Source organism: Citrobacter sp. KH_055_1 (assembly GCF_057838705.1).
In genome coordinates, this window is sequence record NZ_CM174473.1 from 4,759,546 (window position 1) to 4,770,886 (window position 11,341).

General features: G+C 54.1%; 13 protein-coding genes. 2 read left to right on the forward strand and 11 right to left on the reverse strand.

Annotated features, from left to right (window positions below; genetic code table 11):
- Positions 1–726 (forward strand): phosphate signaling complex protein PhoU, encoded by a 726-nt coding sequence (phoU, locus tag AC3ITF_RS22355; protein ID WP_115259878.1) that lies wholly within the window; start codon positions 1–3, stop codon positions 724–726.
- Between the two features lie 120 nt (positions 727–846).
- Here the strand turns inward: phoU and yieH are convergent, their stop codons facing one another.
- Positions 847–1,512 carry a 6-phosphogluconate phosphatase gene (gene yieH, locus AC3ITF_RS22360; RefSeq protein WP_096758988.1) on the reverse strand — a complete coding sequence of 222 codons (666 nt, stop codon included), beginning with the start codon at positions 1,510–1,512 and terminating at the stop codon, positions 847–849.
- 167 nt (positions 1,513–1,679) lie between these two features.
- On the opposite strand from yieH, the gene adeP reads away from it, so the two are divergent.
- The gene (gene adeP, locus AC3ITF_RS22365) at positions 1,680–3,017 is read left to right on the forward strand and encodes an adenine permease AdeP (protein ID WP_138140552.1); all 1,338 of its coding nucleotides are present in this window, start codon (positions 1,680–1,682) and stop codon (positions 3,015–3,017) included.
- 54 nt (positions 3,018–3,071) lie between these two features.
- On the opposite strand, the gene AC3ITF_RS22370 is transcribed toward adeP, so the two are convergent.
- The 10 genes from AC3ITF_RS22370 to AC3ITF_RS22415 all read right to left on the reverse strand — a co-directional run bounded on the left by AC3ITF_RS22370 (position 3,072) and on the right by AC3ITF_RS22415 (position 11,119).
- Positions 3,072–3,638, reverse strand: a complete 567-nt coding sequence (locus tag AC3ITF_RS22370; protein WP_096758989.1) for an NADPH-dependent FMN reductase — start codon at positions 3,636–3,638, stop codon at positions 3,072–3,074.
- A gap of 30 nt (positions 3,639–3,668) precedes the next feature.
- On the reverse strand, positions 3,669–4,418 hold the full coding sequence (locus AC3ITF_RS22375; protein WP_181618221.1) for a 4'-phosphopantetheinyl transferase family protein: 750 nt from the start codon (positions 4,416–4,418) through the stop codon (positions 3,669–3,671).
- A 166-nt stretch (positions 4,419–4,584) separates the two neighbouring features.
- Positions 4,585–5,544, reverse strand: coding sequence for an HTH-type transcriptional regulator YidZ (yidZ, locus tag AC3ITF_RS22380; RefSeq protein WP_117342605.1), 960 nt, complete (start codon positions 5,542–5,544; stop codon positions 4,585–4,587).
- Positions 5,513–6,694 carry an MFS transporter gene (locus tag AC3ITF_RS22385; RefSeq protein ID WP_117342604.1) on the reverse strand — a complete coding sequence of 394 codons (1,182 nt, stop codon included), beginning with the start codon at positions 6,692–6,694 and terminating at the stop codon, positions 5,513–5,515. The genes yidZ and AC3ITF_RS22385 overlap by 32 nt, the downstream gene beginning before the upstream one ends.
- 180 nt (positions 6,695–6,874) lie before the next feature.
- A complete protein-coding gene (mnmE, locus tag AC3ITF_RS22390; protein ID WP_096758993.1) occupies positions 6,875–8,239 on the reverse strand; it encodes a tRNA uridine-5-carboxymethylaminomethyl(34) synthesis GTPase MnmE in 1,365 nt (454 codons plus the stop codon).
- Positions 8,240–8,347: 108 nt separating this feature from the next.
- Complete coding sequence (gene yidC / locus AC3ITF_RS22395) at positions 8,348–9,994, reverse strand: membrane protein insertase YidC (protein ID WP_115259883.1); 1,647 nt, start codon at positions 9,992–9,994, stop codon at positions 8,348–8,350.
- 2 nt (positions 9,995–9,996) lie between these two features.
- Positions 9,997–10,254, reverse strand: coding sequence for a membrane protein insertion efficiency factor YidD (yidD, locus tag AC3ITF_RS22400; protein ID WP_003023846.1), 258 nt, complete (start codon positions 10,252–10,254; stop codon positions 9,997–9,999).
- Positions 10,218–10,577: a ribonuclease P protein component gene (gene rnpA / locus AC3ITF_RS22405; RefSeq protein WP_096758995.1), complete on the reverse strand. Its 360-nt coding sequence runs from the start codon at positions 10,575–10,577 to the stop codon at positions 10,218–10,220. The genes yidD and rnpA overlap by 37 nt, the downstream gene beginning before the upstream one ends.
- Before the next feature lie 17 nt (positions 10,578–10,594).
- Positions 10,595–10,735 carry a 50S ribosomal protein L34 gene (gene rpmH, locus AC3ITF_RS22410; protein WP_003023858.1) on the reverse strand — a complete coding sequence of 47 codons (141 nt, stop codon included), beginning with the start codon at positions 10,733–10,735 and terminating at the stop codon, positions 10,595–10,597.
- A 228-nt stretch (positions 10,736–10,963) separates the two neighbouring features.
- Entirely contained in the window at positions 10,964–11,119 is a 156-nt protein-coding gene (locus AC3ITF_RS22415) for a hypothetical protein (protein WP_420022524.1), read from the reverse strand.
- Positions 11,120–11,341 lie beyond the last annotated feature (222 nt).

An 11,341-nucleotide genomic window follows, 5' to 3' on the forward strand; every position in this document is an offset into this window, starting at 1 on the left:
ATGGACAGTCTGAACCTTAATAAACATATTTCCGGCCAGTTCAACGCAGAACTGGAAAGCATCCGCACCCAGGTAATGACCATGGGCGGCATGGTGGAGCAGCAGCTTTCTGATGCCATTACCGCTATGCACAACCAGGACAGCGAGCTGGCGAAGCGCGTCATTGAGGGTGATAAGAACGTCAACATGATGGAAGTGGCGATTGATGAAGCCTGTGTGCGCATAATTGCCAAGCGTCAGCCGACGGCGAGCGACCTGCGCCTGGTGATGGCAATCATCAAAACTATCGCCGAGCTGGAACGTATTGGTGATGTAGCGGATAAAATTTGCCGTACCGCGCTGGAGAAATTCTCCCTGCAGCATCAGCCGTTGCTGGTAAGCCTGGAATCACTGGGTCGCCATACGGTGCAAATGCTGCATGATGTTCTGGATGCATTTGCGCGGATGGATCTGGACGAAGCGGTGCGTATTTACCGTGAAGACAGGAAAGTTGACCAGGAATATGAGGGCATCGTACGCCAACTGATGACCTATATGATGGAAGACCCGCGCACCATTCCGAGCGTGCTGACCGCACTGTTCTGCGCCCGTTCTATCGAGCGTATCGGTGACCGTTGCCAGAATATTTGCGAATACATCTTCTACTTCGTGAAGGGACAAGATTTCCGTCACGTCGGCGGCGATGAGCTGGATAAGCTGCTGGCGGGTAAAGACCCGAAGGAATAAGCGGCTTGTTGCGTTCGCCGGAATCCCCGGCGTCGCTATTGTAGGCCGGATAAGGCGTTACGCCGCATCCGGCATTCTGCGCCATCCGCTTGATGGCGCTTTGCTTATCAGGCCTACTGTTTAATCGACGATATTCCAACCCCGCGCCTTCCACAATGCCGGCAATTGTGCCAGATCGGTAAAGGTCGTCACTTTAGGATGATCGATCGGTTTGTTGTGCGAATCGGCGCAGAAGTAGAACACCTCCATCCCGGCATCAATCCCTGACTGCGCACCCGCTGCAGAATCATCCACCAGAATGCAGTTTTGCGGATTGACGTTCATGGCTTTTGCCGCATGGAACATCAGCGCCGGATCGGGCTTCCAGCGTTGGATATCATAGCCGCTGAACAGTAAATCCGGGAAATGATGCAGCATGCCTAGCTTGCCCAACGAGTGCTGCATTTTGCTGACCGGACCGTTCGACACCACGCACATCGGCACTGCCATGCTATCCAGCAGCGCGTTGGCACCCGCAATCACCTCCAGTTCCGTATCGAACAGGCGTGCGACCTCGGCGCGGTAAATCGGTTCTAGTTCGGCTTTTGCCAGTTCGACACCGTGCTCGTCGTTGATAATGTCGATGATCTCGTAGAGCTTTACCCCCTTGAAGCGTTTAAACGTCTCTTCAAGATCGAGCGTAATGCCAAACGCCTGGAACATGCTGACATACGCGCGAGAACAAATGACTTCACTGTCGACGAGGGTTCCGTCACAGTCAAAAAATACAGCTTCTATCTGGGACATGTCATTTCCGTTTTAACAAGTTTAACGTTTACGTACAGCATTATTGGGCGACGCAATCGTTGCCGTATAAGCAAAATCAATGGAAAAAAATCGCTCATAACCCACCCTATTGTCGCATTTTGGTATAGGATAGCGACGAATTTTCCCTCCTTGTTCGGAAATTGATAATGAGTCAACAACACACAACCCAGGCTTCTGGCCGGGGCATACTGGAACGCGTGTTTAAACTGCGCGAACATGGCACGACGGCACGGACCGAAGTGATCGCCGGTTTCACCACGTTCCTGACGATGGTCTACATCGTTTTCGTCAACCCGCAAATTCTGGGCGTAGCCGGAATGGACACCAGTGCCGTCTTCGTGACCACCTGTCTGATTGCGGCGCTGGGCAGTATCCTGATGGGCGTATTCGCTAACCTGCCGGTGGCGCTGGCGCCAGCGATGGGGCTGAACGCCTTCTTCGCGTTCGTCGTGGTACAGGCAATGGGCCTGCCGTGGCAGGTAGGTATGGGCGCTATCTTCTGGGGTGCGGTGGGTCTGCTGCTGCTGACTATCTTCCGCGTGCGTTACTGGATGATTGCCAACATTCCGGTCAGTCTGCGCGTGGGGATCACCAGCGGTATCGGTCTGTTTATCGGCATGATGGGGCTGAAAAATGCCGGCGTTATCGTGGCGAACAAGGATACGCTGGTTTCCATCGGTAACCTGACTTCTCACAGCGTGCTGCTGGGGGTCTTGGGCTTCTTCATTATCGCTATTCTGGCGTCCCGCAACATTCATGCGGCGGTGCTGGTTTCGATTATCGTCACCACCCTGCTGGGCTGGATGCTGGGCGATGTGCACTATAACGGTATCGTTTCTGCACCACCGAGCATCACCACCGTTGTGGGCCATGTTGACCTTGCCGGGTCGTTCAACCTGGGGCTGGCGGGGGTGATCTTCTCCTTCATGCTGGTTAACCTGTTCGACTCCTCCGGTACGCTTATTGGTGTGACGGACAAAGCGGGTCTGGCCGATGAAAAAGGTAAGTTTCCGCGCATGAAGCAGGCGCTGTTTGTGGATAGCGTCTCCTCGGTTGCCGGGTCCTTTATCGGTACTTCTTCGGTGACTGCGTATATCGAGTCGTCTTCCGGGGTTTCAGTTGGTGGGCGTACTGGCCTGACGGCTGTCGTGGTGGGGATCCTGTTCCTGCTGGTGATTTTCCTGTCGCCGCTGGCGGGAATGGTGCCGCCCTATGCGGCAGCAGGTGCGCTGATTTATGTCGGTGTGCTGATGACCTCCAGCCTGTCACGCGTGAAGTGGGATGACCTGACCGAAGCGGTCCCGGCGTTTATTACCGCCGTGATGATGCCGTTTAGCTTCTCGATTACCGAAGGTATCGCGCTGGGCTTTATTTCCTACTGCGTAATGAAAATCGGTACCGGACGCTTCCGCGACCTCAGCCCATGCGTGATCGTTGTGGCGCTGCTGTTTGTGCTGAAGATTGTGTTTATCGACGCACACTAAAATATCGGTATTCTCTACAGCCCGCCCGGCATTACTGCTGGCGGGCTTTTTCTTTTATGCTTTTACGCGCTGAATATAATCCCCGAAGGCGGCTAACTGGCCCGTCAGGTGATCCAGCGTGCTTTGATCAATCACTTCGCCGGTTTGTGTATCCACTTTATTCTGAATGACACCGCCCATAAACTCCGGTTTATTCATGACCATGGCGTCAAGGAACACCAGAATCTGGCGCAGATGGTACTGACAGCGGGCACCGCCAATCGCGCCCATTGAGCTGGTCTGGATCAGCACCGGTTTGCCTGCCAGAGGCTGATCGGGTAGACGGGACAGCCAGTCGATGGCGTTCTTCAGTCCACCTGGTACCGAATAGTTATATTCTGGTGTGACAATCACCACGCCATCCGCTTTTCTGATCTGCTCAGCCAGCGCTTCTACGCTTGCCGGAAAACCTTCTTCCTGCTGTAGATCGGCATCGTACAGTGGAATATCGCCAATCGACGGTAATGCGTTGACGTCCATCCCTGCCGGGGCAATTTTTGGCAGCGTACGGGCAACCATTCCATTAAATGAGCCTTTGCGCAGGCTCCCCAGTAACGTAACAACATTCAATGTTTCGGACATGGTTACTCCTGTTTCATCATGAAGGTTAAATCAGTTAAGCGTGTAGCTCTTCGCTGCGGATAATTGAGAGAAGCGGATCAGGCGGCCCGTTGGCTCATTGGCGCGAGTCTGGATATCGGGCAAACTTTTCCAATCCTGCTTACCATCAAACTCCCAAACCTTGAGTTTTTCAATGGCTGGCGTCACCGCGACCGACCACACCAGCACATCTTCCGCATCGCAAATGGCTTCGATCTGCGCCGTATGGGCGCATTTCAGGCGTCCGGCGCCGGGTAACAACTGGAGTTCGCGCGGATCGTCATTGCTCATATCACCGGTAAGTTTGAGTACGCTCTGGCGCAGGGTAATGAGCTGTGCGCGTGCTTCATTCGGATCGCTTTGGTTGTTGATCCACAGGTTTTCGTTGCTGGAAAAGCGCCTGGTGTCCGTCGAATGTGGATAGTTAAACCCACGGATTGCTCGCTGAAGTTCCATATCCAGGCCGCAGCTGCCTTCTGTCGTCAGCGCAACGCCGACGATATTTCCGGCATAGGAAATGGAAAATCCGGGCAGATTTTTATCGCGAAAGACCGGTTTGCCTTTGGCATGTTGCACGATTTCGGGCAGCGAGCTGGTGCCGTAAAGCATAAACATCAGTTCAGCGAGGAGGCTTCTGGAGGCCAGAAAGCGTGTTCGGCGGTGAGTTGGGAGGCTGTTTGCTTCGATATGACATGGAGAAGGGAGGCGAACTGAAATCAGGTGTCCCTCCGTAAGAATCCCTCTGGCAAAATGTGTCGCCATTTTTCGCTCCGTGATTAATGGTCCGTGATTATTACCAGAGTAACATTTACACGGCGTCCAGGCAGGCTTTGCTGCCTAAAAATCAGGCGAAAACGGGATACATTACGCGACATTTACATTTCTGACACTATCATGGTTAATTTAGCAACAATTTGGGCGCGCAGTGTCAGGACATATCACGATAGAGCGTCTTGATCGTGTCTTTCAGCCAGACGATCTTTGGATTGTGGCTGTTACGTTTATGCCAGAGCAGGGTGAACGGTACGCGCATTTTTTCCAGCTGTGCGGTATCAAAGGGCAGCGGGCGTGCCACCAGTGGAAGCTGGTGGAGTTGATTATAACGCTGACAGTAGACTGGGGCAGTGGCTATCAACGCGTGATCCGGTTGGGCGGCCATAAACAGAGACTGCTCAAACCCCGGTAGGCTCAGGGCGATAGTGCGTTTGCGTCCCATCTCCTGCAGCACATCGTCCAGCGCCCAGGTATCGCTTTGTTCCCAACTGATGCTGATATGCGGATAGCGCAGGAAGGTCTCCAGGTTCCACTCTTCTCGTAACGCCGGATGATCTTCGCGCAGCCAGACGCAGGGGAGATCGGAAAACAGCACCTCATGGTCGATAGATAACGGCAGCAGGCTCAGCAACTCGCGTGAGCGCGGGTGGCTTTCGCGCCCGGTAAACCCGATATCCACCTCACCGCGAATAATGGCGTCCAGCGAATCGTAATCCCAGTTGCGCACTTTGATGGACGCTTGCGGATAGCGTTGATAAATCTGCTGCGAGAGTGCGTTGAACATGATCATCACCAGCGGCGTCTCGGCCACCAGATCAAACTTCAACCCGCGCGGTGCTTCGTGATGCGGCTTATCGAGCAACTGATTGCCCATCTGCATCCACTCCGCCAGGTTCTGTTCCATACTGACCATCAACGGCGTCGGCGTCAGCCCCAGCGGGGTGTTTACAAACAGCGGATCGTCAAACCAGGATCTCAGCTTCGCCAACGATTTACTGACCGCCGACGGCGTGACGTTCATCCGTTTGGCGGTTTTGGTGACGCTGCGCTCCTGCATCAGGAGCTGCAGGCAGAGCAGTAAATTAAGATCGAGACTGCTGAGGGATTTCTTCATGAGTAGGCGCGGACCGGTTAGGAGCAACAGTGATAATCAGCATGATGCTCACTATGCTACAGCCAATCAGAATCCCGATCAGCATATTCAACGCGTCAAGCCCGAGGACAGCCGCCAGCCAAATCCACAGCGATGAGCCACAAACCTGGGCGATGCCTAGCGTTGAGCTGGCGACGCCCGCTCGCAGCGAGAACGGTCCCAGCGCCTGGCTCATGGCAACGCCGAAACCGACCGAGAATCCGGCACAGATTAACGTCAGGCCAAACAGTGTAACTGCATGCGAGCTGGCAAGGGTTAACACCACGCCTGCGCTCAGGAACAGCACCTGCGAGGCCAGCATCAGGGTACGGGGCTTAAACAGGCTCAGGGCGAACGGTGTGGAGAAAGAGACCGCCATACTGACCCCTGCGGTCATCGCCATGGTCGTGGCGTATTCACCGCGGTCAAAACCCATTACCTCCATCAGTAGCACCGGCGAGGTGTTGACGAAGGTAAGGATCACCGACACGCTGAGCGTGGTAATCGCCAGTCGGCTGAGGAAAAAGCGGTTTACCAGCGATTCGGTGCGCTGCTCAACACCCGCAGACCTTGAGAGCGTCGCTGGGCGCGATTCTCGCAGGATAAACACCGATAGCAGGCAAACTGCCACGCCCATACCAATCATTGTGTAGAACAGGCTCTGCCACGGGTATTTGAGCATAATCAGATGCCCCATTACCGGGGCCAGAACTGGCACGATACAGGTGATACCGTTCAACAGAGACAGCACCTTCGCCCGGCGGCGATCGTCGAGCGTATCGCGCAAAATCGCAAAGGCCACTACATAACAGCAGCCTGCGCCAATTCCCTGAATAAAACGGCCCACCAGGAACGGCGTACCGCTCTCGGCGAATGAACACAGGGCGGAAGCAAAAATAAAGATCAGGGCGCCGACAATCGCGACCGGTTTACGACCCGACTGGTCGGCAATCTTACCGGCGAACAGCATCGCCGCGGCCATTCCGGCCAGATACACCGAAAATGCGATATGCAGCTGTGCTTCGCTGGCGTTAAGGTCGGCGGCAATACGCGGTAACCCCACCAGATACATATCAATACCGGCAGGATAAAGCAGAACCAGAGCAAAACTGCAGATTAAAAAGCGTGTCATAGCGACCTCATGAGGAATGTGGCGCTAAGAATACGGGGACAGCGTCAGTAGCACGAGTTGCCATTCGGACAACAGTGATTTCCTGTGAGGAAATCACTTGTTGCCGGATGGCGACTTTGCCTTATCGGGCCTACGGGTCCTGTAGGCCCGGCAAGCATCGCGCCACCGGGCAACACAACGTTACTTACCGATACAGAAGCTGGAGAAAATCCGTCCCAGCAGATCGTCGGAGGTAAACTCCCCAGTGATCTCACTGAGATTCTGCTGCGCGAGGCGTAGCTCTTCTGCCAGCAATTCTCCGGCCCTGGCGCCCAACAGCTGAGCTTTGCCCTGCTCGAGATGCTCTGCCGCTTCTGCCAGTGCCTGCAGGTGACGACGGCGCGCCAGGAAACCGCCTTCCATATTGGTTTCGAAGCCCATACTCTGCTTGAGATGGTTACGCAGCACGTCCACGCCTTCGCCGGTACGCGCGGAGAGGCGAACCAGTGAGTGGCCATTTACTTCGCTAAGGCCCAGCGTTTCTCCGGTGATATCCGCTTTGTTGCGTACTACGGTGATGGGTAACTTCGTCGGCAAACGTGCGATAAAATCAGGCCAGATATCGGCCGGGTCGACGGCATCGGTGGTGGTGCCATCCACCATAAACAGCACGCGGTCGGCCTGTTCGATTTCTTGCCAGGCGCGTTCGATACCAATGCGTTCGACTTCGTCACTGGCGTCACGCAGACCGGCGGTGTCGATGATATGCAGCGGCATACCGTCGATATGAATATGTTCGCGCAGCACGTCGCGGGTGGTGCCAGCAATGTCGGTGACAATCGCCGCCTCACGGCCCGCTAAGGCGTTCAGCAGGCTTGATTTCCCGGCGTTAGGACGTCCGGCGATCACCACCTTCATCCCTTCACGCAGCAGGCTACCCTGACGCGCTTCGGCCCGTACGGCATCGAGATCGGCGATGACGTTATTAAGCAGGCCTTCAATTTTACCGTCAGAGAGGAAGTCGATTTCCTCATCCGGAAAATCAATCGCCGCTTCCACGTAGATGCGCAGGTGAGTGAGTGCTTCCACAAGGTGATTTACGCGGGCGGAGAACGCACCCTGCAAGGAGTTCAGCGCGGAACGTGCGGCTTGTTCTGAACTGGCATCGATCAGGTCGGCAATGGCTTCTGCCTGGGCTAAATCGAGTTTATCGTTCAGGAACGCGCGCTCCGAGAACTCACCGGGTCTGGCAATACGCAGGCCGGGAATAGTCAGAATACGTTTTAATAGCAGGTCGAGAATGACCGGGCCGCCGTGGCCCTGCAATTCTAAAACGTCTTCACCTGTAAAGGAGTTTGGACCGGGGAACCACAGGGCAATGCCCTGATCCAGCGTGCTACCATCGGCATCTTTAAACGGCAGGTAGTCGGCATAACGTGGTTTTGGCAGTTTGCCCAGTACGGATTCTGCAACCTCGCGGGCTTTCAGGCCGGAGATGCGCAGAATACCCACACCACCACGTCCCGGTGGGGTGGCCTGAGCGACGATGGTGTCGTTATGGCTCATGATATGTCTCTTAAATACCAATAATAAAAAAGGCGGTCAATCGACCGCCCTTTAATTTATGTTCCGTTTGCCGGATGGCGGCTTCGCCTTATCCGGCCTACAACCGAATCAGGAATTCTTTTTCTCGCGGCTATGCAGGCCACGCTTCTCCAGACCACGGTAAATCAGCTGCTGCTGAATAATGGTTACCAGGTTGCTGACGATATAGTACAGCACCAGACCTGACGGGAACCACAGGAAGAACACGGTGAAGATGACCGGCATAAAGGTCATGATCTTCTGCTGCATCGGGTCGGTCACGGTGGTCGGCGACATCTTCTGAATGAAGAACATCGTTACGCCCATCAGGATCGGCAGGATGTAGTACGGGTCCTGTGCAGACAGGTCATGGATCCACAGTGCGAACGGCGCATGGCGCAGTTCAATGGAGCCCATCAGCATGTAGTACAGTGCCAGGAAGATTGGCATCTGGATGATCAGCGGGAAGCAGCCGCCCAGAGGGTTAACCTTCTCAGCTTTGTACAGGGCCATCATTTCCTGGCTCTGACGCTGTTTGTCATCGCCCAGACGCTCACGCATTGCCTGAATCTTCGGCTGCAGCATACGCATCTTCGCCATGGAGGTGTACTGCGCTTTAGTCAGCGGGTACATGATGCCACGAACGATAAAGGTGATAACGATGATAGAGAAGCCCCAGTTACCCAGGAAGCTATGGATCCACTTCAGCAGTTTGAACAGCGGCTGAGAGATGAACCACAACCAACCGTAGTCGACGGTCAGATCCAGGTGCGGTGCAACGGCCGCCATTTTATCCTGAATTTCCGGGCCAACCCACAGGGTGCTGGTCATCGCGCTTGTCTGGCCCGGTTGAACCAGTACCGGCTGAGATTTATAGCCGATAGCGGCAATGCCGTTACCCAGATTTGCGGTATAGAAGTTATTGGTGCCGTCGTTACGCGGAACCCATGCCGTGGCGAAATACTGCTGCAGCATTGCGACCCAGCCGTCTTTAGCGTTGACGTTCAGGTTTTCGTTTTCAGCAATGGTGTCGAACTTGTATTTCTCATACTTCTCATCAGGCGTGGAGTAAGCCGCGCCACGGAAGGTATGCAGCGCAAAGTTGCTGCTACCAGTGTCGAGATGAGAGGGCAGATTGATGGATTGCTTCAGCTGACCAAAGGTGGAGATTTCCAGCGGCTTCTCGCTGGCGTTCTGCACGCTGTAGTTAACGCTTACCGCATACTCACCGCGCTTGAGAACAAACGTTTTGGTAAACGTGTTGCCAGCGGCGTCTGTATAGGTCATCGGGATCTGCAGTTCATTTTGACCGTCAGCCAGTACAAAAGCGTCTTTGTCGACGTTGTACAGCGGACGCGGGCCGTTAGCCGGGTTATCCGGGCCGTCACGACCTGTCAGGCCACTCTGTGCCTGATAGATGAACTGTGGCGTGGTATCCAGTAACTGGAACGGTTCGGTAGAACCGAGTTCTTTCGGGTAAGCTGGCAGTGAAGCCTGTTCCACATCACCACCACGGGTGTTGATGGTCAGATCAAGCACGTCAGTCTTAACCGTAATCAGTTTCCCCTGGCCACTGGCCGGTACGCCCTGGTCGGCGGCGCTACCCGCTGCGGTGGTCGTTGTCTGCGTGGTCTGTTGAGCCTGAGGTTGCGGATTTTTATCCTGCTCCCAGGCTTGCCAGATCATGAAAGACACGAACAGCAAAGCGATGACTAAAAGATTGCGTTGCGAATCCATCGTTAGTGTTCTCTGGTATCAAATGGTCCGGGTGGGACGGGATCGTCACCACCAGGGTGTAAAGGGTGGCATTTTAATACGCGTTTCACCGTCAACCAACTGCCTTTTATCACTCCAAACCTGCGCAATGCCTCAATTCCGTAGCTCGAACAGGTTGGAGTGAAACGGCAATGCGGCCCAAGCAGCGGACTGATCAGGCGTTGATAGACCCGAATGAGGGCTATCAGGACCCGCGAGCCAGGCGACAATGGCGACGCCATAATTTTTCCAACGCTTCCGAGAGAGCACGGTTATCGAGGTCGGCAACCCCTTTTTTAGCCACCACTACGAAATCCATTGCTGGAAGTTCGTGCTGACGTAAACGGAAGCTTTCACGCGTCAGGCGTTTAATCCTGTTGCGTTCATGCGCACGTTTAACATTTTTCTTGGCGACCGTTAGACCGATGCGGGGATGCCCCAGCGAATTTTGGCGGCCGAGAATGGTGATTTGCGGCGTGCCAGCCCGTTGTGGCTGCTGGAAGACGAATGTGAAATGAGTGGGAGTTAACAAACGTAACTCCCTGGGAAATGCGAGCTTAACCACTCAGGGGCTAGCTTTTATTACTTAGAAACGGTCAGACGAGAACGGCCTTTAGCACGACGACGTGCCAAAACCTGACGACCATTTTTATTAGCCATACGAGCACGGAAGCCGTGAGAACGGTTGCGCTTCAGTACAGACGGTTGAAAAGTGCGTTTCATGGCGATTTCTACCTAAACTTGAATAAATTCACTGACTTTTGCGTATACCCGAACGAACTTCGAACGACTTACGCCACAGTGTGGGTGATTAAAGAGGCCGGATTGTAATAATTGTACACTCCGGAGTCAATTCTCTTTCCTTAATTCCCGCTTTTTTCCGCATGGTTTCGCGTAAAAAACAGGCAGCGTTGACGCCGTGAGGCGACCTTTACTCGCTGGGGGTAAGAATTATACGGGCTGGTGGATAAAGCGCAAGGATCGCACGGGATCTTTATTAGATCGTTTTCGCAGTAAAGCATCTTTACTCATTAATTTTTTCAATATGCGCGCGAAAACCTGCAGCACTTCTCCAGGATCGTTTACACTTAGCCGATTCTGGATCATCCTGTGGATAAATCGGGAAGAATCTGTGAGAAACAGAAGATCTCTCGCTCAGTTTAGGCTATGATCCGCGGTCCTGATCGTTTCAATGGATCCTGATCAGGCATATAACCGCAGACAGCGGTTCGCACGTCACCCTCATGCAGGGTCTTTTCGACGTGCGCCAACAATCATGAATGTTTCAGCCTTTGTCATTTATCGACTTTTGTTCGAGTGGAGTCCGCC

Excerpts from the sequence above, each read along its gene's own strand:
- yidD (WP_003023846.1), bottom strand. The coding sequence starts at position 10,254 with ATGGCGTCGCCATTGTCGCCTGGCTCGCGGGTCCTGATAGCCCTCATT.
- phoU (WP_115259878.1), top strand. The coding sequence starts at position 1 with ATGGACAGTCTGAACCTTAATAAACATATTTCCGGCCAGTTCAACGCA.
- AC3ITF_RS22370 (WP_096758989.1), bottom strand. The coding sequence starts at position 3,638 with ATGTCCGAAACATTGAATGTTGTTACGTTACTGGGGAGCCTGCGCAAA.
- AC3ITF_RS22385 (WP_117342604.1), bottom strand. The coding sequence starts at position 6,694 with ATGACACGCTTTTTAATCTGCAGTTTTGCTCTGGTTCTGCTTTATCCT.
- yidZ (WP_117342605.1), bottom strand. The coding sequence starts at position 5,544 with ATGAAGAAATCCCTCAGCAGTCTCGATCTTAATTTACTGCTCTGCCTG.
- yieH (WP_096758988.1), bottom strand. The coding sequence starts at position 1,512 with ATGTCCCAGATAGAAGCTGTATTTTTTGACTGTGACGGAACCCTCGTC.
- mnmE (WP_096758993.1), bottom strand. The coding sequence starts at position 8,239 with ATGAGCCATAACGACACCATCGTCGCTCAGGCCACCCCACCGGGACGT.
- AC3ITF_RS22375 (WP_181618221.1), bottom strand. The coding sequence starts at position 4,418 with ATGGCGACACATTTTGCCAGAGGGATTCTTACGGAGGGACACCTGATT.
- adeP (WP_138140552.1), top strand. The coding sequence starts at position 1,680 with ATGAGTCAACAACACACAACCCAGGCTTCTGGCCGGGGCATACTGGAA.
- yidC (WP_115259883.1), bottom strand. The coding sequence starts at position 9,994 with ATGGATTCGCAACGCAATCTTTTAGTCATCGCTTTGCTGTTCGTGTCT.
- AC3ITF_RS22415 (WP_420022524.1), bottom strand. The coding sequence starts at position 11,119 with ATGATCCAGAATCGGCTAAGTGTAAACGATCCTGGAGAAGTGCTGCAG.
- rpmH (WP_003023858.1), bottom strand. The coding sequence starts at position 10,735 with ATGAAACGCACTTTTCAACCGTCTGTACTGAAGCGCAACCGTTCTCAC.